Consider the following 21223-nt stretch of genomic DNA (forward strand, 5'->3'; position numbering starts at 1 on the left):
CGTCGAGGCGACAGGCGGTGAAGGTGGGCTGCAACAGACTCATGTCATGGTGGTGCCCCGTGCGGGCCCGGTGAATCGGCGAGGACCGATCGACTCCTCAACGAAGACGCGACGGCCCGCGGGCCAGCACCTTGTGGGTGCCGTCGCACCATGGCGGCCGTGCCGTCCCGCCACAACGGCAGACGGCGCTGAACGGCCGTTCGGTCTCCACCTCGTCGCCCTCTTCGGTGCGGATCACATGGTGTCCCCGCATGATCATCGGTCCGTTCGGACACAGCAGGATGTCCGGATCACTCCCGTCAGGCCGCTGGATCATCGCGTTCCTCCTGCCCGCCGATCACGTGGCGCGCGTACCGTCCCTCCAGGTCAAGACAGGTCGCTGCGCCGAAGATCACCTGATCGCGCTGGCCGGGCTCCTCGTCGACGAGGACATCGGCGATGAGTCGGAGGGCGAGTTGCTCGTGGACGGCGTCGGCCTCGACGTGTTCGTCGTAGTAGGCCGCTGCCGGCTCGGGAAAGCCCAGGCGTCGCAGGCCCCGGGCCATCGCCTGCGACGGCAGCGAACTGGTGGCCTCGAAGGCGGCGAGATGTCCGATGGCGGCTGCCCGCAACCGCCGGTGGAGGCCGAAGAGGGACATCGCGTTGTTGAGTTCCAGGATCTGCCAGGGCGCCTCATCCACATACGCGCCGTACTCGCTGCGCAGGCCCACGGCCTCCAGCGCGCGGGCGAAGAGCTCATGGTGCAGGCGCCGGGGATCGCCATCGCCGTACTCGTCGTACTGCAGAGCCGCCAACGGCGCCTTGGGCCCGGCCTCCAGCCTGGGGATCACCCACGCCACGGGATCGGACTCCTTCAGGTGATAGATCGAGCGATGGCGCAGCAGCGTTCGTACGTGCTCGACGGAGGCTCGTCGCTGCACGAAGCGCGCGAGCGACGGCGCGTCGTCCTGCTCGATCAGCCGTTCGATCGATGCCGAGACCGGATCATCGCTCGCCGGCCATGAAACACGAGCGCGCAGCCGGGCCTCGAAGTCGCGCTCCACGCGTGCGCGGGCCGCCAACAGTACCGGATCCCACTCGGCATCCTCGCGCGCATCGTCGAAACCGCGGTAGTGCAGTTCGTAGAGCATCCACAGCGCGAGCTGTTCGTCATCGAGGTGCTCGGCATCGGGCGCGCTCGTACCGGGACCGCCGTTGCGGAGCGCACCGACGACCCACCGGCTCAGCGCCCCGCGTGGCGTGGGCAGGAGCATGGCATGCCGTCGTCGGGGAACAGGGGGAGGCCCCGGCCGCCGGACCGGGACTGCTGGAAGACGGTCGTACGTCGCATACGGAGCGTGTACCCCGATCGCCCGAGGATGAAACAGGGGTGTTCAATCGGCTTCCACCGGGGCACCTGAGGGACATGAGCGACCGCATCTCGACCTTGACCGCCCTGCCGGGAGCCCTCGCGCATGTCGCGGGACTGCGCCGTGACGGCTACCTCTTCTGGGAGAACCTGCGTCGGCGCCGGGACACATCGGTGATCTCCACACGACTGCTGCACGAGGAGATCACGGTCGTCCGTGGTGCCGATGCGGCCGAGTTCTTCTACGAGACCGATGCGACCCGACGCTCCTCCGCCCTGCCGACCGGGCTGGTGGGTCCCCTGTTCGGCGAGGGTCCCGTGCACATGCTGGACGGCTCCGCTCATGCCCACCGCAAACAGATGTTCAACGACATCCTCGGCGCGGCAGCCGTCGCCGAGGTAGCGGACGGGGCCGCCCGCCGATGGAGCGAGGAGGCCGCGCGCTGGCGAGGCGAGGTCGACCTGGTCGCGCGGACAGCACCCCTGTTGCTGGAGGCCGCTTGCTCGTGGGTAGGGGTCCAGCTGCCCTACGACGACCGTGAACGGCGGGCTCGCGACATGCTCGACATGGTCGACGGCTTCGGCGCCTTCACCGTCCGCCAGGCCAGGGCGCGCCGCGCGCGGCGCCGGACCGATGCCTGGATCACCGCTCTCGTCGAGGAGGCACGTCGTTCGCACCCCGGGGGGCAGACTCCGCTCGAGGTGATCGCCCGCCACACGGACGAGGACGGCGTGCTCCTGCCCGCCCATACCGCCGCTGTGGAGGTCATCAATCTGCTGCGGCCGATCGTGGCCGTCAGCTGGCTCGTCGACGGTCTGGTTCGCGCTGTCGACACGGTCCCCGCGCTGCGAGCCGAGATCCTCTCCGGCGAGGTCACGGCCTTCGAGATGGCCCAGGAGGTGCGGCGCACCTATCCCTTCGTTCCGTTCCTCGCGACGCGCGTGGTCGAGGATCTGCGCTGGGACGATGTCACGATCCCCGCGGGGACCCTTCTCGTGCTGGATGTGTGGGGCACGAACCATGACCCGCGGACCTGGCGCGATCCCGAGGTATTCGACCCGACCCGCTTCAGGATCACGCCGGTCACGCCCTACAACCTGGTTCCTCAAGGGGGAGGAAGTCGGTATGAGGGGCACCGGTGTCCAGGCGAGGATGTGACGCTCGCGATCCTCGCCGCCCTGGCCGGACCCGTGGCGGCGCTGCCGGCGACGGTGCTCGGCCCGCCGCTCGGCGTGCGGCGCATGCCGCCACAGCCGGCGTGCCGCGTCCAGGTCACCGCGGGGACCGCGCCGGCCCGTGACGTCACGCCCGATCGCTGAGATCGGCGTCGGCCGAGCGCCGCGCGCAGCTGGCACAGCAGTAGACCACGCCGGCCGCCTCCACCCCGTGACCCAACACCCGGCAGCCGCAGTGTCCGCACACCGGTGCCATCGCCGAGACGGCGCACTCGAAGCTGTCGAAGGTGCCCGTCTCCTCGCCGCGCCTGACGGTGAAGGTCTTGTCGTACTCGTTGCCGCAGGTGTCGCAGATGCCCATGGGGACCTCCCGTGTCGATATCGCGTCGTCGGGGACGTACCCGCTCGGCCGCTCTGCCACACCACCGAAGACCGTCATCAACCCTCAGCGCCATGTGCGGCGGGATAGAGATCCTGCGAGACGCCGAGGGAGATCTCACGCAATTGACGGATCGAGGGGAGGGTCTCACCGACGCGCGTGCCGAAGGCCAGATAGCTCTCGGCCCGGTCATCGCTCAGGGCGACGAATCTGACGCCGAGATAGGGGATCTGCGAGAACTGGTGGGAGACCATGGCCACCCCGGCACCGGGACGTCTGAAGATCGCCCTCGTGCCCTGACGACCGCTCGACCCCGGACACGGAGACCGCCTAGGGTGAGTGCATGGCCAAGGCTGTCGTCGTCGGGAGCGGGCCCAATGGGCTCGCCGCCGCCGTTACCCTCGCGGCGGAGGGCCTAGACGTGACGGTCCTGGAAGCGTCCGATGTGCCTGGTGGCGGTACCAGGACGATCGAGGCCACGCTGCCCGGGCTCCTGCACGACGAGTGCTCGGGCTTCCATCCGCTGGCCCTCGACACGGTCTTCGCCCGCCGCTTCGACCTCACCGCCCATGGGGTGGAGTGGGCTTGGCCCGAGGTGCAGTACGCCCATCCGCTCGACGCGGGGCGGGGCGGTGCGGTGCTGCGGTCGGTGGCCGAGACCGCCGACGGACTCGGACCTGATGGTGCGTCCTATGCGCGGATCTTCGGCCCGCTGACCCGGCATTTCGATGCCATCGCCGAGGAGTTCCTCCAGCCTATGACGCACGTCCCGCGCCATCCGCTGGCTCTCGGGAGGTTCGGCCTGCAGGCGGTTGCCCCGGCCACCTGGGTGGCGCGATGCTTCCGCACCGAGGAGGCCCGGGCCCTGTGGGGTGGGGTCGCCGCCCATGCCTTCCGGCCGCTGGGATCGCCGATGTCATCGGCGATCGGCACGGCGCTCGGTGCCGCCGCGCATCGCTTCGGCTGGCCGGTTGCGGTCGGGGGGTCGGCCTCCATCGCCGCCGCGATGATCGAGCTGCTGCACATCTACGGCGGCAAGGTGGAGACCGGCGTGACAGTCACCGACGCCGCCGAACTCGCCGACTACGACATCAGGATGCTCGACACCTCCCCAGGGGCCGCCGCCGACCTGTTGCGTGGAGTCCAGCGTCCTCGGGTGGCTCGGGCCTATCGCCGGTTCCGGCACGGACCGGGGGTCTTCCAGCTGGCCTTCGCGGTCGAGGGTGGCATCCCGTGGTCCTATGAGCCGGCGTCCCGGGCCGGCACGGTGCATGTCGCCGGGTCGCTCGCCGAGACGGTGGAGGCCGAGCGGGCGATTGAGAGGGGTCGGATGCCCGAACGCCCTTTCGTCCTGTTGGGGCAGCAGTATCTTGCCGACCCCTCCCGCTCGCAGGGTCAGATCCACCCGATCGACTGTTACGCCCACGTGCCGAGGGGATACGAGGGGGACGTCTCCGAGTCGATCATCACCCAGATCGAACGGTTCGCGCCGGGCTTCCGTGAGCGAATCGTGGGGCGGTCGGTCCGTTCCCCGCGGCAGATCGCGGCCGATAACCGGAACTTCGGCGGCGGGGACATCCTGACCGGTGCCAATACGCCGCGCCAGCTCGTGTTCCGTCCGCGGGCCACCCTGCATCCCTATGATGCTGGAGCGCCGGGCACTTATCTGTGCTCGGCGGCCACCCCGCCCGGGGCCGGGGCGCATGGCATGGCGGGCTACTGGGCGGCGCGGCGCGCGATGACCGGCCTGCGGCACTGACCCCCATCTCCTCGGCTTTGCTCGGTGCGTCCGGAGGACGAGCATGGAGGGATGTCGGATCGACCGCGCCGGGCACCCCGCGAGGTGCTCGTCTGGACCGCAACTGGAATGAGCTGCTGCAGGAGCTGCGGGTCGCGCAGACCGGCGTGCAGATCCTCACCGCGTTCCGGCTGACGGTGCCGTTCCCGGCGGTCCTCGTCGCTGCCGTCAGCCGGCTCTCGCTCCTCGGGCTGGGACCGCTCGGAGTCGCCAACGCGGGTGCGGCCTGGTTGGTCGTCGATGTCGTGCTCGGGACCGTCGAAGCCTTCATCGTCGCTGGTCTGATGGTGTCATTGGCCGCGATGCTGTGGTGGGCGATGCCGATGATGACGCGGCGGGCGCATCGCCGGTGACCGGTCTCGGCTTGCGGGCCGCGTCGGGCGGGTGAGCATGGAGAACATGGACGAGATCGTCATCATCGGGGCAGGCCTGGCAGCGGTGACGGCCGCGGAGTCACTGCGTGAGGAGGGCTTCGTCGGGGAGCTGACCATGATCGGGAAAGAACGGCACCGCCCCTACGAGAGGCCTCCGCTGTCCAAGGAGTTCCTCGCCGGACAGCAGCCGATCGACGATGCCTATCTCTTCGGGGCCGATTGGTTCACGGACCACGATGTGCGGCTGCGCAGCGGGGTGACGGCGACCGCGCTGGATCTGGACGCCGGACGCATCGGCCTCGACTCCGGCGAGTGGCTGGGCTTCGACGCGGCGATCCTGGCCACCGGCGCCGAACCGCGTGTTCTGGAGCTGCCGGGGGTCGAACGAGCACACCTGCTGCGGACGATCGAGGATGCGCAGCGGCTCCGGCGAGCGATCGAGGCGGGGCGGCGGATGGTCATTGTCGGCGGCGGATGGATAGGCCTGGAAGTCGCGGCGGTGGCACGCGCTGCGGGACTCGAGGTCGTCCTCATCGAACAGGGCCCCCTCCCGCTGCAGCAGGTGTTGGGCGAACGTGTCGCGCGTTATGTCGCCGACCTGCATCTCAGGCACGGCGTCGATGTGCGGACCGGCACGGCCGTCGAGGAGATCCTGGACGACGGGGAGCGCGTGACGGGTGTCCGCGCCACGGACGAGACGCTGCCCGCCGATATCGTCGTGATGGCTGTCGGTGCGACTCCCCGGACGGGACTCGCGGAATCGGCCGGGTTACCGGTCGGTGACGGGGTCGAGGTGGACGAGCGGCTGCGCACGGCGGACGAGCGGATCTTCGCGGTCGGCGATATCGCCGCTGCGAGCAACACCCTGCTGGAGACGCGGCTGCGCGTCGAGCACTGGGACAATGCGCGGCGCCAGGGTGAACTGGTCGGCAAGACCGTGCTCGGCGGCACCGCGGTCTATGACTGGGCACCCTATTTCTTCACCGATCAGTTCGAGTTCTCGATGGAGTACGTCGGCCACGGCTCGCCCGATGACGAGGTCGAGATCCGGGGAGACCTCGACGCGCACGAGTTCATCGCCTACTGGATGGGCGGCGACGGGCAGCTGACCGCCGCGATGAATGTCGGCATCTGGGATGTCAACGACACCCTGCGATCCATGATCGGCACACGGGTCGACCGGACAGAGCTCACCGACCTGCGCTGAGCCCTATCGACCCCCGTGACGCATCGGACACGTCCTCGGCCTGCACCGGGACGGGGTCGGTGATGGACTGGGAGCAGAACATCTCGAAGGGAGTCTCCATGCCGACCGTGGCCGAACAACTCATCGACACACTCCACGCCGCGGGAGTCCGTCGCATCTACGGACTCGTCGGGGACAGTCTCAATCCGATCACCGACGCCGTCCGCGATCACGATGGCATGGAGTGGGTGCACTGCCACAACGAGGAGGCGGCGGCCTTCGCCGCGGCGGCCGAGGCGCAGCTCACCGGGCGCCTGGCCGTCTGCGCCGGTTCCTGCGGCCCGGGCAACACCCACCTCATCCAGGGGTTATTCGACGCGCATCGCACCGGTGCGCCGGTGCTGGCGATCGCCTCGCACATCCCCTCGGCTCAGATCGGGACCACCTACTTCCAGGAGACGCATCCCGAGCGCCTCTTCGTCGAGTGCAGTCACTGGTGCGAGATGATCAACGGTGCCGAGCAGATGCCCCGTGCTCTGCGCATCGCCATGCAGGCGGCGGTCGGGCAACGTGGCGTCGCGGTGGTGGTCCTGCCGGGCGATGTGAGCTCGCAGGACGCGGCGCATCCGCTGGAGATCAGCGACGGTCCCGTCCCGCCCGCGACCGTGCTACCCGACCCCGCCCGGATCGACCGTCTCGCCGATCTCATCGATGAGGCGGAGAAGATCGCCATCTTCGCGGGGGCCGGGGTCGCCGGTAGCCGTGACACCGTCGTCTCCTTCGCCGAGCTCGTCAAGGCACCGATCGGTCACTCCCTGGCAGGCAAGGAGTGGATCCAGTACGACAATCCCTTCGACGTCGGGATGAGCGGACTGCTGGGTTACGGGGCGTGCCATGAGGCGCTGCGCGAGGCGGATCTCGTCCTGCTGCTGGGCACCGACTTCCCCTATGACGACTTCCTGCCGCAGAAGAACACCGTGCAGATCGACATCGCCCCCGAACGCCTCGGCCGACGCAGCGTGCTGGAGCTCGGGATCGTGGGCGATGTGGGGGAGACGCTGCGGGCCGTGATGGGCAAGATCACGCCCAAGAGTGATGAGAGCTTCCTCGATGACATGCTGCGGCGGCACGAGAAGGCGTTGAGCCGGGTGGTCGACGCCTACACCAAGAAGGCCGAGAAGCTCGTGCCGATCCACCCCGAGTATGTGGCCTCGGTGCTCGACGAGGTGGCGGCGGATGATGCGATCTTCACCGTCGACACGGGCATGTGCAATGTGTGGGCGGCGCGGTATATCACGCCCAACGGCCGCCGCCGGGTCATCGGCTCGTTCCGTCACGGCACCATGGCCAATGCGCTGCCGCACGCGATCGGGGCTCAGACCGCGTACCCGGGCCGCCAGGTCGTGTCGATGTCCGGTGACGGCGGTCTGTCGATGCTGCTGGGCGAGCTGCTGACCGCGCGGGAGCATGATCTGCCGTTGAATGTCGTGCTGTTCAACAACGGATCCCTCGGCATGGTCCGGCTGGAGATGCTCGTGGCCGGATATCCGTACTTCGGCACCGATCACCCCTCGCCGGACTTCGCGACGATCGCGGAGGGCGCGGGGATCGCGTCGTGGACGGTCGAGAAGCCCGATGAGGTACGCGGCGCGCTCACCGAGGCCTTCGCGCACGACGGCCCTACCCTCGTCGACATCCGCACGGATCCCAATGCTCTGTCGTTGCCTCCGTCGATCACCGGCGGTCAGGTGAAGGGTTTCGCCCTCGCCGCGACGCGCACCGTCCTGGACGGGGGAGTGGGTCGGATGATCGACCTCGCTCGCAGCAATCTGCGCAATATCCCGCGCTGAGCTCCTTCCGCTCGCGTGGGCGGCAGGTGGTCGACGTTATCCGGCCGTCAGGGGTGGGCGGTCAACATCTCACGTGTGCGATGAGGTTGATGACCTACCGCTACCGGCGCGAGCGGTGCGCGGCTGCCGGAGCGGCAGCGAACTGACACGATAGGTCCATGAGCGCCACACACCCCCGGGCCGGGCAACCGGCCCGCCCCGAGGACCTGGTCGATCTGTCCCATCTGGTGACCGCCTACTACACGCGACGTCCCGATCCGGACGATCCGGCGCAGCAGGTGGTGTTCGGTACCAGCGGGCACCGTGGCAGCAGCCTCGACGGCGCCTTCAACGATGTGCACATCGCCGCCGTCACCCAGGCGATCTGCGAGTACCGGGCCGAGCAGGGATACGACGGACCGCTCTTCCTCGGTCGCGACACCCATGCCCTGTCCGAACCGGCGTGGACGACCGCGATCGAGGTCCTCGCAGCCAATGACGTCACGGTGCTGGTCGACGCCGACAACGGCTACACGCCTACCCCCGCGGTGTCCCACGCCATCGTGCGCGCCAACCGGTCCGGTGGCACGGCCGACGGCATCGTCGTCACCCCCTCGCACAATCCGCCCCGCGACGGAGGTTTCAAGTACAACCCGCCGCACGGAGGGCCGGCCGGCTCGGGCGCGACGAGCTGGATCGCCCGCCGTGCGAATGAACTCGTCGCCGCGGATCTCGCCGGGGTGCGGCGCGTGCCCTTCGCGGCGGCACGTGCTGCCTGCGAGAGCTACGACTTCCTCGGCACCTATGTCGACGACCTTCCCTCGGTGATCGATCTGGAGGTCGTCACGCGATCAGGGGTGCATATCGGTGTCGATCCGCTGGGGGGCGCGAGCGTGGCCTACTGGCAGCGCATCGCCGAGACACACGGGATTCGCCTCGAGGTGGTCAACCCGCGCGTGGACGGCACCTTCGGCTTCATGACCCTCGACCACGACGGCAAGATCCGCATGGACTGCTCGAGCCCCGCGGCGATGGCCTCGCTGGTGCGGCAGCGTGACAGCTTCGACCTCGCCACCGGCAACGATGCCGATGCCGACCGTCACGGCATCGTGACCCCCGACGCCGGGCTCATGAATCCCAACCACTATCTCGCCGTCGCCATCGAGTACCTGTTCGGGGGCGCCCGGCCCCGATGGCCCGAGAGCACGGCGATCGGCAAGACGCTGGTTTCCTCGTCGATGATCGACCGGGTCGGCACGGCGGTCGGCAGGCAGGTGGAGGAAGTTCCGGTGGGGTTCAAATGGTTCGTCGACGGTCTGGTCGACGGCAGCCTCGGCTTCGGGGGCGAGGAGTCCGCCGGCGCCTCCTTCCTCCGCCGCGACGGCCGCGTGTGGACGACCGACAAGGACGGCATCATCGCCTGTCTGCTGGCCGGGGAGATCCTCGCGGTCACCGGCCGCACGCCGAGTGAGCACTACGCGGAGTTGACGCGTCGGCACGGTGATCCCGCCTATGCTCGTGTCGACGCCCCGGCCTCACGGGAGCAGAAGGCACGGCTGGGCCGGCTCACCGCATCGGATGTGACGGTCACCGAGCTGGCCGGCGAGAGGATCACCGGAGTGCTCACCGAGGCACCGGGCAACGGAGCGGCGATCGGCGGCGTCAAGGTGACCACGGACTCCGCCTGGTTCGCCGCTCGCCCCTCGGGGACCGAGGATGTCTACAAGATCTACGCCGAGTCCTTCCGCGGCGGCGATCATCTCGTCCAGGTGCAACGGGAGGCGCAGACCCTCGTCGACGGCGTCCTGGGCTGATCACCGTGCCGGTCGACGCCATCGTGGTGGGATCCGGACCCAATGGGCTGGTGGCGGCCAACCGGCTGGCCGATGCCGGCTGGTCGGTGCTGGTGATCGAGCAGCAGCCCGAGATCGGGGGCGCGGTGCGCCACGACGGCGAGGTGCATCCGGACTTCGTGCACGACACCTTCAGCTCGTTCTATCCGCTCGCGGCGGTCTCGCCGACGATGAGATCCCTTGACCTCGAACGGTGGGGCGTGAGGTGGCGGCACGCGCCGGCGGTGCTGGGGCACTGCTTCGACGATGGGCAGTGGGCGGTCCAGGACCGCGACCGGGACGCGACGGCCGACCGCTTCGAGGCCGAGCACCGAGGCGACGGAGAGGCCTGGCTGCGACTCTGCGCCATGTGGGACCGTCTCGGCGAGGAACTCGTCGGTGCCCTGTTCGGGCCGTTCCCCCCGGTGCGGCGGGGACTCGCGCTGGCCAGGGCGCTGCCGGGGACGGGCGGGATGCAGGCCGCGCGCATGATGTTGCTGCCGGTCACGGAGCTCGCCCGCACGCACTTCGGCGGTCGCGGCCCCGCGGCGTTGCTGGCGGGGAACGCCGCACATGCCGATATCCCGCTGGACGCTCCGGGGTCCGGCCTGATGGGGCTGTTGATGACGATGCTGGGTCAGACGGTGGGTTTTCCGGTCCCGGCGGGGGGCGCCGGTCACCTGACCCAGGCGCTGGCGCGGAGACTCGAGGCGGCGGATGGGCGCATCGTCCGCGGCACGGGGGTCGAGGCTATCGAGGTGGAGGGTCGCCGCGTCACGGGCGTGCGGCTGACCGACGGAAGTCGGCTGGCTGCGCGCCGGGTGTTGGCCGATGTCAGCGCCCCCGCGCTCTACCGACGCCTGCTGCCCCCATCCAGCGTGCCCGCGCGGGTACGTCGCGCGATGGCGACTTTCGCCTGGGATCCAGGGACCATCAAGGTCGATTGGGCGCTCGACGGGGGAGTTCCCTGGCGGACCTCGCCGGTGGCGGCGCCGGGCACCGTGCACATCGCCGACTCGCTGGCGGAGATGAGCACCGCTACCGCGCAGGTGGGCGCCGGCGTGGTGCCCGCTGCGCCGTTCCTGTTGGCCGGGCAGATGACCACAACGGACCCGGAGCGCTCTCCGCCGGGCACCGAGTCGCTGTGGGCGTACACGCACGTGCCGCAGCGGGTGCTCCGCGATGCCGGCGGAGATCTCACCGGAGTCTGGGATGCCCACGAGCTCGAGCAGTTCGCCGACCGCATGCAGGAACGCATCGAGGCACGGGCACCCGGCTTCGGGGATCGCGTCCTGGCCCGGCGGGTTCTGGGCCCGCGCGAGCTCGAGGCGCGGAATGCCAATCTCGTCGGAGGAGCGATCGGCGGCGGCACGCAGCAACTGCATCAACAGCTGGTGTTCCGGCCGGTCCCCGGCCTCGGCCGTGCTGAGACGGGCATCCGGGGCCTCTACCTGGCGTCGAGTTCGGCGCACCCGGGCGGGGGCGCCCACGGCACCCCGGGTGACAACGCGGCGTGGGCGGCGCTCTTCCACGCACGCCTCGGGCGGTGAACCATCACCCTCTCGGCCGTCGTTCTGGTGGTCGACAGCACGCCGATATCTCCGGGCTCATGTGTGCTATTAACTCAGCGCGGCTCGACCGATCGGCCCCCGGAGCAGTGACGGAGAAGCTTCCGTTGAGAGTCCGAGTGACGAATCCGGTATCCGCCCGTCCCGCCATCCCTGACTGGTATCCCGATCCGCTGTCCGAGGCATCACCGCGCTACTGGGACGGCGAGCCCTGGACCGCCCACGTGGCACCGCTCGATCAGTCGCCAGCTGGCTGAGGCGAAACCCCACTGCCCTTGCTGCAAGAAAAGGCGGGTTCTCGGGTCCGTCGGCGCCTCCATGGGTCGTGCGCCCCGGTTAAGAGGTCCTCAGGGCAATACGGAGATCGCGAGTCGCCGAGCCCGTCCGCGTCGTATCCGCCCTATCCGTGCAGCAGCCGCGACCATTCGCGAGGAACCGCGGAGGCGCCCCATCGGGCCCCGACGAGACCCCCCGCGATGGTCGCGACGGTATCCGTGTCGTGACCACTCCGCACGGCTGTCAGCAGAGCGGTCGTCAGGTGGACGGGACCGTCGCCGGGAGCCGAGCTGATCGCCGCCCACGCCGCCTGGAGAGCCGTCATGGTGTACCCATTGGGAGCGAACCGACGCGCGGATCGGCGCCCGTCGCCGCGTCGAGCAGATCGTGCCAGATGTCGCGGCGGCCCTCGTCGAATTCGTAGGGGACGCCGAGCGCGTCTCCGCAGGCTTGAGTGATGAGGAGTCCCTGTGCGCGATCGGCCAGCGACGTCACTCGACCGTCATCTCACCCATGAGGTTCCAGTCGGTGGCGTCGATCTCCTCACTGATGATCTGCGGGGTGCGCACGAGTGCCTGGGGGAGGTCGCGCATGGCCTGCGCGAAGTGCTCGGAGCGCACGTGCTCGCCGCCCGCGTCGCCGTCGGCGAAGGCCTCGAGCAGGATGTAGACATGCGGATCCTCGACGCTGCGGGACCAGTCGAACCAGAGGTTCCCGGGCTCGGCGCGGGTGGCCTCGGTGAAGGGGGTCACGTGCTCGATCCAGCGCTCGGACCATTCGGGCTTGACGGTGAACTTGACGGCGATGAAGATCATTCCCCCAGTGTGCCGTCCGGCGGGTCGTCCGCCGTTCGCGGGGCCGGGTGACGGGTGTGACCTGTCCGATCGCCGGAAGTGTTGCCCCGGACGGGGGGTGACGGTCTAGGCTAGGTGAGCCTTACCTGCTTTTCCTTGAAAGTCGAGTCTTATGCGTTCCTCGCGTCTCCTGGCGTCCGCCGGCCTTTCGGCCGCCGAGTCCTCACCGGACGACGCCCCCGCTGGAGGGGGATCAGGTAACGTCCCCGTCACCGTCGAGCATGCCTTCGGCGAGACGACGATCGAGCCCGAGCGCGTCGCCACGGTCACGTGGTCGCGCGCGGGAGGTTCGCTATGACCGACGTCCACACCCTGCACACCGAGCAGCTGAGTCTGGGCTACGGGGATCGGGTCGTCATCGACTCGCTCGATCTGACGATCCCGACGGGGAAGATCACCACCATCGTCGGGGCGAATGCCTGCGGCAAGTCCACCCTGCTGCGGGCGATGGCGAGACTGCTCGCGCCGCGGACCGGGCGCGTCGTGCTGGACGGCAAGGAGCTGCACCGGCTCCCGACGAAGGAGGTCGCTCGGATGCTGGGGCTGCTGCCGCAGTCGCCCATCGCGCCCGAGGGTATCGCGGTGGCTGATCTCGTGGGCCGTGGACGGCATCCGCATCAGAAGGTGTTCGCGCGGTGGAGCCGCGAGGACGAGGAAGCCGTGCTGTCCGCGCTCGAGGCGACCGGGACCACTGACCTCGCCGACCGATCGGTCGATGAGCTGTCCGGCGGGCAGCGTCAGCGAGTGTGGATCGCGATGGCGCTCGCGCAGCAGACGGATCTGCTGCTGCTCGACGAGCCCACGACTTTCCTCGATGTGACCCATCAGATCGAGGTGCTCGATCTGTTGACCGATCTGAACCGGCAGCGCGGCACCACGATCGTCATGGTCCTGCACGATCTCAACCTGGCCGCTCGGTACGCCGATCACCTCATCGCGGTCGCCGCGGGGGCGCTGCACGCCGCCGGGCCGCCCGCCGACGTGTTGACAGCCGCGACGGTGCGCGAGGTCTTCGGGCTGGAGAGCGAGGTGGTGACGGATCCGACCTCGGGCAAACCGATGATGCTGCCGATCGGTCGCTACCACGCACGGGAGAGGCAGCCCGCGGCCGCGCCCGACAAGTAGACGGAGGATGTGCTTCGGTGGTCGTCCCAGCCGCCACGGAAGCACACATCGTCCGTGGTCGACTCGACGGCCGATGCCTCGCGTGACCGGCCGGACCCGACCGCATCCTAGCTGATCGAGAGCATCGCGGTCAGATGCTCCCAGCGGGCGGCGGCGACCGGATCGCGGCGACCGGGCTGGGCGATCGCGAGCACGCAGCGACCGGTGCGGTCGTACAGCTCGAGCGTGGCCGAGCCGTGCCGCGGTCGTACCACCCATCCTTCGTGCACCGTGGAGGTGTCGACACGGACCGTGCCGCCGTCGACATAGACGAACAGCGTGTCCGCCGCGCCGCGCAGCCCGGTGACTGTGCCGCCGATCGCCATCAGGCAGCCGTCGGTGGGCACGGCGAGCGTCACGTCGAGACGGTCGTGATGGAGGTGGTCGAGGGCATGCAGCGCGAGCGGCGCAGAGAGCGCCGAGACCTCGTGCCGCCCGCGGAGCTGGTCCAGCGCGTGCCGGCGCTGGACACCGGCATCGTGCACGAGCGTGTCCAGATGAGCCTGCGTGTTGAGGTCGAGCAGGGCTCCCGCCGCGCAGGGCGCATCGCCGTGGGCCGACCAGGGGCTGGTGCCCAGTGTGGTCCCGGAGCGGGAGCGGCGGACGGTCGTAGGGCCGCCGAGGGCGACGCGGTGCACGACATCGCCGTGGTGGTTGACCACGCGGAGCGTGTGCTCCCGCTCGTCGACGGCGAAGGCGTCGAGCACGCTGGGGCACAGACGCAGCACGACCTCGCCGCTGTGGTGCTGGGGCCAGGGTCCGCCCAGCGCGCCGATCCGCGCGTAGCGTCCGGGCGCGCTCACGGCGGCACCGGCATTCGCGGTCGCGCACAGGGCGGTGTCGTCGAGGCCGCCGATGAGGGAGCCGAGGACCACGAGGTCGTCATTCCACAACTCGACGGGGGAGACGGAGGCGGGCTCGGTGGTCATCGGCTCTCGATCGACGAAGGACGGACAGGGCTATCCTCGAGCCCCGCCGTGGCGTGGACGGGGCCCGAGGTCAGGCCACACGGCACTGTATGAGCCTGGACTGCCGCCGTCCGTGGGTCGACCGACGAGCGGCAGTACCACTAACTTAGGTCAGGCTTACCTGTCTGGTCAAGCCCGATTTCAGGTGAACTCGAACAGTGCGATCGGCTCGGTCGTCGGAGCCGTCACATCCGGATCGGATTCCACGGTGATGCCGGCCCCGACCGACTCCGTCGCATCGCCGTGGAGCACCATCGAGGCATCGGACTCGTCATCGGGCATCACCCCTGCCGCATGCATCGTTCCGTCCGGGCTCTGAAGCCAGACCACATAGTGGTGACCGTCCGGTGGCGGGGCCATATCGCGTGTCTCGATCACGGCGCGTCCGACACTGGCTGAGCGGATGACGGTCGCCTCGCTTCCGTCGTCGAAGGACAGGGCGACACGATCGGCGTCCTGGGCCCGGTCGACCTGTTCGGCGACGGTCAGCTGTTCTGGGGAGGTGTCCCAGGGTTGGGCGACGCCCACCCCGATGACCGCGACGACGGCCGCGACCGCAGCGACCACCCAACCCCATCGACGAGTGCGAAGCGATCGCTCGGCCACATGCGGCGGTTCGGGGCGGACGGTGCCGACGAGATCGAGGATGTCACCGCGTAAGGACGGCGGCGGCTCCTCAACGGTCAATGTTCCGAGCTCGGCTGCTGCCGCCCGGAGGGATGCGACCTCCTCGCGGCAGGCTGCGCAGTGTTCGAGATGGCTCTCGAACTGGGCACGCTCGATATCGTCGACGGCGTCGACCGCATAGGCCCCGGAGAGGCTGTGGATGTCATCGGGCATCGTCATCGTTCTACTCCCAACACGTCGCGCAGTCGAATGAGACCGTCGCGGATACGGGTCTTGGCCGTACCAAGGGGGATGTCCAGGAGCGCGGCGACCTCTGTGTGGGTGTAGCCGCCGAAGAAGGCCAGGTCGACCGCCTCGCGCTGCGTGGCGGTGAGCTGGTCGAGTGCCGAGCGGACGCGCGTCGCCTCCAGGCGGTCCACCACCAGCTCACTGGTCGTGTCGTGCTCGATCTCGCGATGGCCGTGGCTGTAGGCCAGGTCACGCCGGCTCGCGGAGGATGCCGAGCGGACGCGATCGACGGCGCGACGGTGCGCGATGGTGAACATCCACGAGATCGCGCTCGCGCGTGAAGGATCGAAGTGGGCGGCGTGGCGCCAGAGCTCGAGGTACACCTCCTGCGTGACCTCCTCCGCGTGGGAGGGGTCCCTTACCACGCGCCGGACGAGTCCGTAGACGCGCGCGGCGGTGAGGTCGTAGAGCTCCGCGAAGGCTCCCTCGTCGCTGCGAGCGCAGCGGCTCAAGAGGCCCGGTAGCCGATCCGTGCCCTCCGGCTCGGGGCCGGAGGGCACGGGGGTCAGATGAGTCACGGTAGTGAGTCTTCCCGATGGTCAGGGCATCAGCACGGCGTCGATGACGTAGACCTTGGCATTCGCGGTCGGGACATTGCCGCAGATCACGCTCGCGTCGCCCACCGTGAAGTCCTCGTCGGAGCCCTCGACGGTGATCATGTCACCGGCCAGTGTCTCGTGCTCACCGGCGATCTCGTCGGGTCCGAGCTCCCCGGCCACGACGTGATGTGTCAGCACCGTGGTCAGCTGCTCCTTGTCGGCGAGCAGCGCGTCCAGCTGATCCTGGGGGATCTCGGCGAAGGCGTCATCGGTCGGGGCGAAGACGGTGAGCGACTCCTCGGAGTTGAGGGTGTCGACCAGCCCTGCCTCGGTGACCGCTGACACGAGGGTCGTGAGCAGGGGGTTGTTGCTGGCCGCCGTGGCGACCGGCTCCTCGGCCATGCCGTCGAGTGACCCGGCGCCCTCGGACGGGATCGCGGAACATCCGGGGCCGAAGGCGCCCATCATGTCGCTGTCACCCATGTCGTCGGCACCCGAGGACTCCTCGCTGGTCGTGGGCTCGGACGCCGCGGGCTCGTCGGAGTCGTCCGACCCGCCGCACGCGGCGAGTCCGAGCGTCAGGGTGAGGGCCGCAGAGGCGAGGCCGGCGCGGCGAATCATCGTGCTCTTCATGGTGGTGCCTTTCCTCGGTGACGTTCTGTCTGACGTTCATGGGTGATTCGGCGTGGACGCTCATCCGGATGGGTGGTCTCTCTCTTGCTGAAGTCGGTCGGTGAGGTACTACGCACGTGGTGGGGTGCGCAGGATGTGCTTCCTCGGTCGCCCCAGCAGCCCCGGAATCACATCCTCCGTAGCCACCGGGGCGGGCAGCGCGTGATCGACCGCGACCACCGATGGCGACCGGGCACGAAGTCCTGTGGTCAGGCGACGCGCACGACGATGTCGTGGATCCCGCTCGATCCGTTCGGGAACGGGCCCGCCCGCTCCGCGGTCTGCACCTCGCCATCGTCGGTCACGCAGCGCGCCTGCACGGTGTGGCGACCGGAGCCCGCCTTCCATGGCAGATACCACTGCCGCCAGTAGTCCACCCCGGCATCGGGCCCGAGTTCGGCGTCCGTCCACTCGCCCCCGTCGATGCGCACCTGGACGCCCTCGACGCCACGGTGCTGCGCCCACGCGACGCCGGCGATCACCAGATCGCCGGGATCGAGCTCGGCGAGCCCTCGGGGCGTGTCGATCCGGGTCGAGACCTTGATCGGACCGTCGATATCCCAGCCGCGCTCGGTCCAATACGCCCGATCCGAGGCATAGGTGGTCAGGGTTAGGCGTTCGAGCCATTTCGTGGCGCCGACATAGCCATACAGGCCGGGTGTGATCAGTCGTGCCGGGAAGCCGTGTTCACGCGGAAGCGGCTCCCCGTCCATGGCGATGGCGACCATCGCATCGCGTCCATCGGTCGCGATGGCCAGCGGCGTGCTGATGGTGAAGCCGTCGACCGCGGTGCTCAGGATCTGGTCGGCCCTCGAACCGATGCCGGCACGTTCCAGTAGGTCGGTCAGCGGCACACCCAGCCAGCGCGTCGCTCCCACATAGCCGCCACCGACCTCGTTCGAGACGCAGGTCATCGTGATATCCCGCTCGATCATGTCCATCTCGAGCAGTTCGTCCCAGGTGATCGTGTAGGGACGGGCGACATCGCCATCGATGGTCAGGGCCCAGTCGTCGACATCCACCACGGGTACGCTCAGATTGACGTCCACGCGGTAGAAGTCCTCCGTCGGCGTGCGGAACGGGCTGATCCCCTCGATGTCGAGCCCGTCCGCGAGTGGGGGCGGGGGATCGGAGGGACGCGGGAGCACGATATCGCCGAGCCGCCGGCTTCCGCGGATGATCGCCTCGCCGGCGGCCCCCGCGAGCACCGCCGCGACGAGTACTGCGCCACCACCGGTCAGGACCCGTCGGCGGGTCGGGCCGCCCCCGGACTCGGCATTCGCAGGATCGCGCTCGCGCACCAGCCACCACAACGCGGCGAGCGCCATGACACCGGTGGCGAGGGCGGGAAGCAGATCCGCGACCGTCGCCGCCGGACGCGTCAGTGCCGCCGCGCCCGCGAGCGCGACGAGGGCGATCAGCACGAGCGCGCCGATGCTGAAGCGTCTCGCCGCGATGACGCCACCGAGCCCAGCGAGTACGAGCGTGCCGAGCGCGACCGATCCGATCAGGATGATCTTGTCGGAGGTGCCGAAGGTGGCGACGGCCCACTCCTTCACTGGAGTGGGCGTCGCGTCGATCACCGCCGAGCCGATGGACAGGACCGGTGATGCCGACGGATTCGTGAGGGCCGCTACGAGGTGGCCGATGCCGATGCCGGCCGTCGCGGCGATGACGCCGACCGTCGCATCGTGCGGTAGCTGGGGTGCCGTCATGTCGGTGATTCGTCGCCGACGACGAAGCGGATGCGTCAGCGCCGCAGGCGTACCAGCGCCGCCAGCTCGGCATCGCTCAGCTCGGTCAGCGCCGCCTCACCGGAGTCGACCACGGCATCGGCGAGGGCGCGTTTGGCGGAGATGAGCTCGGAGATCGACTGCTCGATCGTGCCCTCGGCGATGAGCCGGTGCACCTGGACGGTCTCGGTCTGCCCGATGCGGTGCGCGCGGTCGGTCGCCTGATCCTCGACCGCGGGATTCCACCAGCGGTCGTAGTGGATGACATGGTCGGCACGCGTCAGGTTCAGGCCGGTGCCGGCGGCCTTGAGCGAGAGGACGAAGACATCGAAATCGCCCTCGCCGAAGCGCCGGACCATGTCCTCACGCGTGCGGACGGAGGTGCCGCCGTGCAGATAGGCGTGATCGACGTCCTGCGCGGTCAGATGGCGGGACAGCAGGTGACCCATCTGGGCGTACTGCGTGAACACCAGCGACCGGCCGCCCTCGGCGAGGATCTCCTCGAGCAGGTCGTCGAAGACCTCGAGCTTGCCCGAACGACGTTCGAGCTCGCCCTCGGCCTGTCGTAGGAACTGGGCCGGGTGGTTGCAGATCTGCTTGAGCTGCGTCAGCAGTTTGACCACCAGACCGCGGCGCTGGATGCCGCGGCTCTCCTCGATTTCGGCCATCGTGCGCCGCACGACGGCCTCGTACAGGCCGATCTGCTCGCGCGTCAGCTGCACGTGATGGTCGGTTTCGATCTTGGGCGGAAGCTCCGGTGCGATGCCCGGATCGCTCTTGCGACGCCGCAGCACGAAGGGGCGGATGAGGGTGGAGAGCCGGCCGGCGGTCCCATCGTCGCGGTCACGCTCGATCGGGCGCGACCAGTCGCGTCGGAACTGCTCGCGGTTGCCGAGGAGGCCCGGTGTGGTCCAGTCGAGGATCGCCCACAGCTCGGAGAGCGCGTTCTCCACGGGCGTGCCGGTGAGTGCCATCCGCGCATCGGCCTCGATGCGTCGTAACGCCTGGGCGACGCCCGAGCCGGCGTTCTTCACGTGCTGCGCCTCGTCGGCGACCACCATGCTCCAGTCGTGCTCGGCGAGCGCGTCGACGCTCTGGCGCATCGTCGCATAGGTGGTCACCACGAAGCCGTCCTTGGCCTCGTGCAGCGAGCGCCCGGGGCCATGGAATCGATGGACACTCTCCCCGGGCGCGAATCGCCCGATCTCGCGCTCCCAGGTCGCCAGGACGGAGGCGGGACACACCACGAGGGTGGGCGCGGAGGCCGCGCGATGCAGGTGCAGTGCGATGAGGGTGATGGTCTTGCCGAGGCCCATGTCATCGGCGAGGATGCCGCCGAGACCGAGGTCGACCAGCTGGTTCATCCAGCGTAGGCCGTCCAGCTGGTAGCTGCGCAGCTCGCCGTCGAGGTCATCGGGCTGGGAGATGTCACTCGACCGCTCGCCGAGGCTCGCCAGGCGGTCGCGCACGTCCTCGAGCCAGCCGACGGTGTCGACACGGACATGGCGTCCGTCGATCTGGAGCTCGCCGGTGAGCGCGGCCTGCAGAGCCTCGGATGCGTCGAGCTCCTGGCCCTCCCCGCGCAGGAGCTCGTCGATACGGCGCGGCTCGACGAAGACCCATCGGTCGCGGAGCCTGACCAGCCCGCTGTGGCTCGTCGCGAGCTCGTCGAGCTCGGTCTGCGTGAGCCGCTCGCCGCCGACGCTCACGCTCCAGTCGAAGCGGAAGAGCTGGTCGCGTCCGAAGGCACGCGGGCGGTCGCCGAAGCCGTCGACGCGGCTGACGACCGGCATGGCGGTGACATCGCGGACGAGCTCGGTCGGCCAGCCGACCTCGACCCGGTTGGCCATGAGCGAGGTGACCAGATTCACCGCGGCGAGGGAGCCGAGCTCGTCGGCGGTGAGCGCGATGCTGGCCGGCGCCGGGTCCTCACCGGGCAGCAGCCGCGCGGCGGGCGGCCAGCTCGCCCCGAGCCGCTCGAGCATGGCGCGCAGCGCTGTGCGAGCGCCTTCCCCGAAGTGGTGGTCCTCGCGGGCGAAGACCTCGTGGGCGGAGGCCTCGCCCCAGGTGCGATCGGTCGGGCGCACCCGCAGGGAGGCGGTGGCGATCGTGTCCTCGCCGCGCTCGAAGGCGATGACCAGGCGATACGCGAAGGTGCGCGGGGGCTCGATACGCGGCCGCGGCTGTTCCGGCTCGTGTCCGTGTCGGCGCTGCGGGATGGTCGCCACCGCGGGGGCGTCGACCGCGAGCGCGGCGAGGAAGGCGTCGATCAGGGCATGGGCCTCGCGTGCGGGCACGTCGAGCTGCTCGGCCGCGACGCGCAGTTGCTGCTGGTCTCCGTCGGACGGTTGGGCGAGCGAGCCCGAGGCCATGAGGCGCAGCGCGATGATGGCCGGCCCCGCCCAGGCGCGCACCGATGCGTGGGCGTTCATCGCCCGGATACCGCCCGACAGCGGTCCGATGGCCTCATTGGCCGTGGCCTCGATCGGGCCCTGCGGTGCGTCGAAGACGAAGCGCGAGAGGGCGGGGTCCTCGTGCGCCACGAAGCGCACGGGATGCCGCAGCACGATCATCAGCTGCGTGGGGGTCGGCATCCCTCCATTGTCGGGCAT

At 69.5% G+C, this 21223-nt stretch carries 22 protein-coding genes; 10 read left to right on the forward strand and 12 right to left on the reverse strand.

All coding sequences use genetic code 11. The annotated features are described in order from the left end of the window. Positions 1–97 precede the first annotated feature (97 nt). The gene (locus BHE97_RS09040) at positions 98–316 is read right to left on the reverse strand and encodes a CDGSH iron-sulfur domain-containing protein (RefSeq protein ID WP_087623710.1); all 219 of its coding nucleotides are present in this window, start codon (positions 314–316) and stop codon (positions 98–100) included. After that, positions 300–1253, reverse strand: coding sequence for an iron-containing redox enzyme family protein (locus BHE97_RS09045; protein WP_087623711.1), 954 nt, complete (start codon positions 1251–1253; stop codon positions 300–302). Before BHE97_RS09045 ends, BHE97_RS09040 begins: the two co-directional genes overlap by 17 nt. A 152-nt stretch (positions 1254–1405) precedes the next feature. Between BHE97_RS09045 and BHE97_RS09050 the strand changes: the two genes are divergently transcribed. Then, entirely contained in the window at positions 1406–2668 is a 1263-nt protein-coding gene (locus BHE97_RS09050; RefSeq protein WP_087623712.1) for a cytochrome P450, read from the forward strand. Here the strand turns inward: BHE97_RS09050 and BHE97_RS09055 are convergent. Both BHE97_RS09055 and BHE97_RS09060 read right to left on the reverse strand, forming a co-directional pair. Then, entirely contained in the window at positions 2652–2963 is a 312-nt protein-coding gene (locus BHE97_RS09055) for a hypothetical protein (protein ID WP_236757604.1), read from the reverse strand. The two genes, BHE97_RS09050 and BHE97_RS09055, sit on opposite strands and share 17 nt — an antisense overlap. After that, the gene (locus BHE97_RS09060) at positions 2963–3163 is read right to left on the reverse strand and encodes a hypothetical protein (protein WP_140400070.1); all 201 of its coding nucleotides are present in this window, start codon (positions 3161–3163) and stop codon (positions 2963–2965) included. The genes BHE97_RS09055 and BHE97_RS09060 overlap by 1 nt, the downstream gene beginning before the upstream one ends. 83 nt (positions 3164–3246) lie before the next feature. Between BHE97_RS09060 and BHE97_RS09065 the strand changes: the two genes are divergently transcribed. The 7 genes from BHE97_RS09065 to BHE97_RS20395 all read left to right on the forward strand — a co-directional run bounded on the left by BHE97_RS09065 (position 3247) and on the right by BHE97_RS20395 (position 11747). Beyond that, positions 3247–4662, forward strand: a complete 1416-nt coding sequence (locus tag BHE97_RS09065) for an NAD(P)/FAD-dependent oxidoreductase (protein WP_087623714.1) — start codon at positions 3247–3249, stop codon at positions 4660–4662. Between the two features lie 17 nt (positions 4663–4679). After that, a complete protein-coding gene (locus BHE97_RS20690) occupies positions 4680–5054 on the forward strand; it encodes a DUF6328 family protein (protein WP_236757605.1) in 375 nt (124 codons plus the stop codon). 46 nt (positions 5055–5100) lie between these two features. Continuing rightward, the gene (locus BHE97_RS09075; RefSeq protein WP_087623715.1) at positions 5101–6282 is read left to right on the forward strand and encodes an FAD-dependent oxidoreductase; all 1182 of its coding nucleotides are present in this window, start codon (positions 5101–5103) and stop codon (positions 6280–6282) included. A 62-nt stretch (positions 6283–6344) separates the two neighbouring features. Continuing rightward, positions 6345–8111, forward strand: coding sequence for a pyruvate dehydrogenase (locus BHE97_RS09080; protein ID WP_236757606.1), 1767 nt, complete (start codon positions 6345–6347; stop codon positions 8109–8111). A 158-nt stretch (positions 8112–8269) separates the two neighbouring features. Continuing rightward, positions 8270–9904 carry a phosphoglucomutase (alpha-D-glucose-1,6-bisphosphate-dependent) gene (gene pgm / locus BHE97_RS09085; RefSeq protein ID WP_087623717.1) on the forward strand — a complete coding sequence of 545 codons (1635 nt, stop codon included), beginning with the start codon at positions 8270–8272 and terminating at the stop codon, positions 9902–9904. Positions 9905–9909: 5 nt separating this feature from the next. Further along, positions 9910–11472, forward strand: coding sequence for an NAD(P)/FAD-dependent oxidoreductase (locus tag BHE97_RS09090; RefSeq protein ID WP_236757607.1), 1563 nt, complete (start codon positions 9910–9912; stop codon positions 11470–11472). A 125-nt stretch (positions 11473–11597) separates the two neighbouring features. Next, entirely contained in the window at positions 11598–11747 is a 150-nt protein-coding gene (locus BHE97_RS20395; protein ID WP_236757608.1) for a DUF2510 domain-containing protein, read from the forward strand. A gap of 143 nt (positions 11748–11890) precedes the next feature. On the opposite strand, the gene BHE97_RS09100 is transcribed toward BHE97_RS20395, so the two are convergent. Both BHE97_RS09100 and BHE97_RS09105 read right to left on the reverse strand, forming a co-directional pair. Next, entirely contained in the window at positions 11891–12214 is a 324-nt protein-coding gene (locus BHE97_RS09100) for an ADP-ribosylglycohydrolase family protein (RefSeq protein WP_087623720.1), read from the reverse strand. A 43-nt stretch (positions 12215–12257) separates the two neighbouring features. Then, complete coding sequence (locus BHE97_RS09105) at positions 12258–12581, reverse strand: putative quinol monooxygenase (protein ID WP_087623721.1); 324 nt, start codon at positions 12579–12581, stop codon at positions 12258–12260. A 151-nt stretch (positions 12582–12732) separates the two neighbouring features. Between BHE97_RS09105 and BHE97_RS09110 the strand changes: the two genes are divergently transcribed. Together BHE97_RS09110 and BHE97_RS09115 are read left to right on the forward strand one after the other, a co-directional pair. Continuing rightward, the gene (locus BHE97_RS09110) at positions 12733–12918 is read left to right on the forward strand and encodes a hypothetical protein (RefSeq protein WP_081085335.1); all 186 of its coding nucleotides are present in this window, start codon (positions 12733–12735) and stop codon (positions 12916–12918) included. Next, positions 12915–13745, forward strand: coding sequence for an ABC transporter ATP-binding protein (locus tag BHE97_RS09115; protein WP_087623722.1), 831 nt, complete (start codon positions 12915–12917; stop codon positions 13743–13745). The genes BHE97_RS09110 and BHE97_RS09115 overlap by 4 nt, the downstream gene beginning before the upstream one ends. 107 nt (positions 13746–13852) lie before the next feature. Here BHE97_RS09115 and BHE97_RS09120 read toward each other — a convergent pair whose 3' ends face one another. The 6 genes from BHE97_RS09120 to BHE97_RS09145 all read right to left on the reverse strand — a co-directional run bounded on the left by BHE97_RS09120 (position 13853) and on the right by BHE97_RS09145 (position 21205). Next, positions 13853–14713, reverse strand: coding sequence for a hypothetical protein (locus tag BHE97_RS09120; protein ID WP_087623723.1), 861 nt, complete (start codon positions 14711–14713; stop codon positions 13853–13855). 180 nt (positions 14714–14893) lie between these two features. Then, a complete protein-coding gene (locus tag BHE97_RS09125) occupies positions 14894–15598 on the reverse strand; it encodes an anti-sigma factor (protein WP_201791389.1) in 705 nt (234 codons plus the stop codon). After that, entirely contained in the window at positions 15595–16185 is a 591-nt protein-coding gene (gene sigK / locus BHE97_RS09130; protein ID WP_087623725.1) for an ECF RNA polymerase sigma factor SigK, read from the reverse strand. Before sigK ends, BHE97_RS09125 begins: the two co-directional genes overlap by 4 nt. A 21-nt stretch (positions 16186–16206) precedes the next feature. Next, the gene (locus tag BHE97_RS09135; RefSeq protein WP_087623726.1) at positions 16207–16839 is read right to left on the reverse strand and encodes a fasciclin domain-containing protein; all 633 of its coding nucleotides are present in this window, start codon (positions 16837–16839) and stop codon (positions 16207–16209) included. A 248-nt stretch (positions 16840–17087) separates the two neighbouring features. After that, positions 17088–18593 (reverse strand): molybdopterin-dependent oxidoreductase, encoded by a 1506-nt coding sequence (locus tag BHE97_RS09140; RefSeq protein WP_087623727.1) that lies wholly within the window; start codon positions 18591–18593, stop codon positions 17088–17090. Positions 18594–18628: 35 nt separating this feature from the next. Then, positions 18629–21205, reverse strand: a complete 2577-nt coding sequence (locus BHE97_RS09145; RefSeq protein ID WP_087623728.1) for a DEAD/DEAH box helicase — start codon at positions 21203–21205, stop codon at positions 18629–18631. Between the last annotated feature and the right edge of the window lie 18 nt (positions 21206–21223).

Origin of the sequence: Aeromicrobium sp. PE09-221 (assembly GCF_002174305.1) — a bacterium.
In the GTDB taxonomy this organism is placed as follows: Bacteria; Actinomycetota; Actinomycetes; order Propionibacteriales; family Nocardioidaceae; genus Aeromicrobium.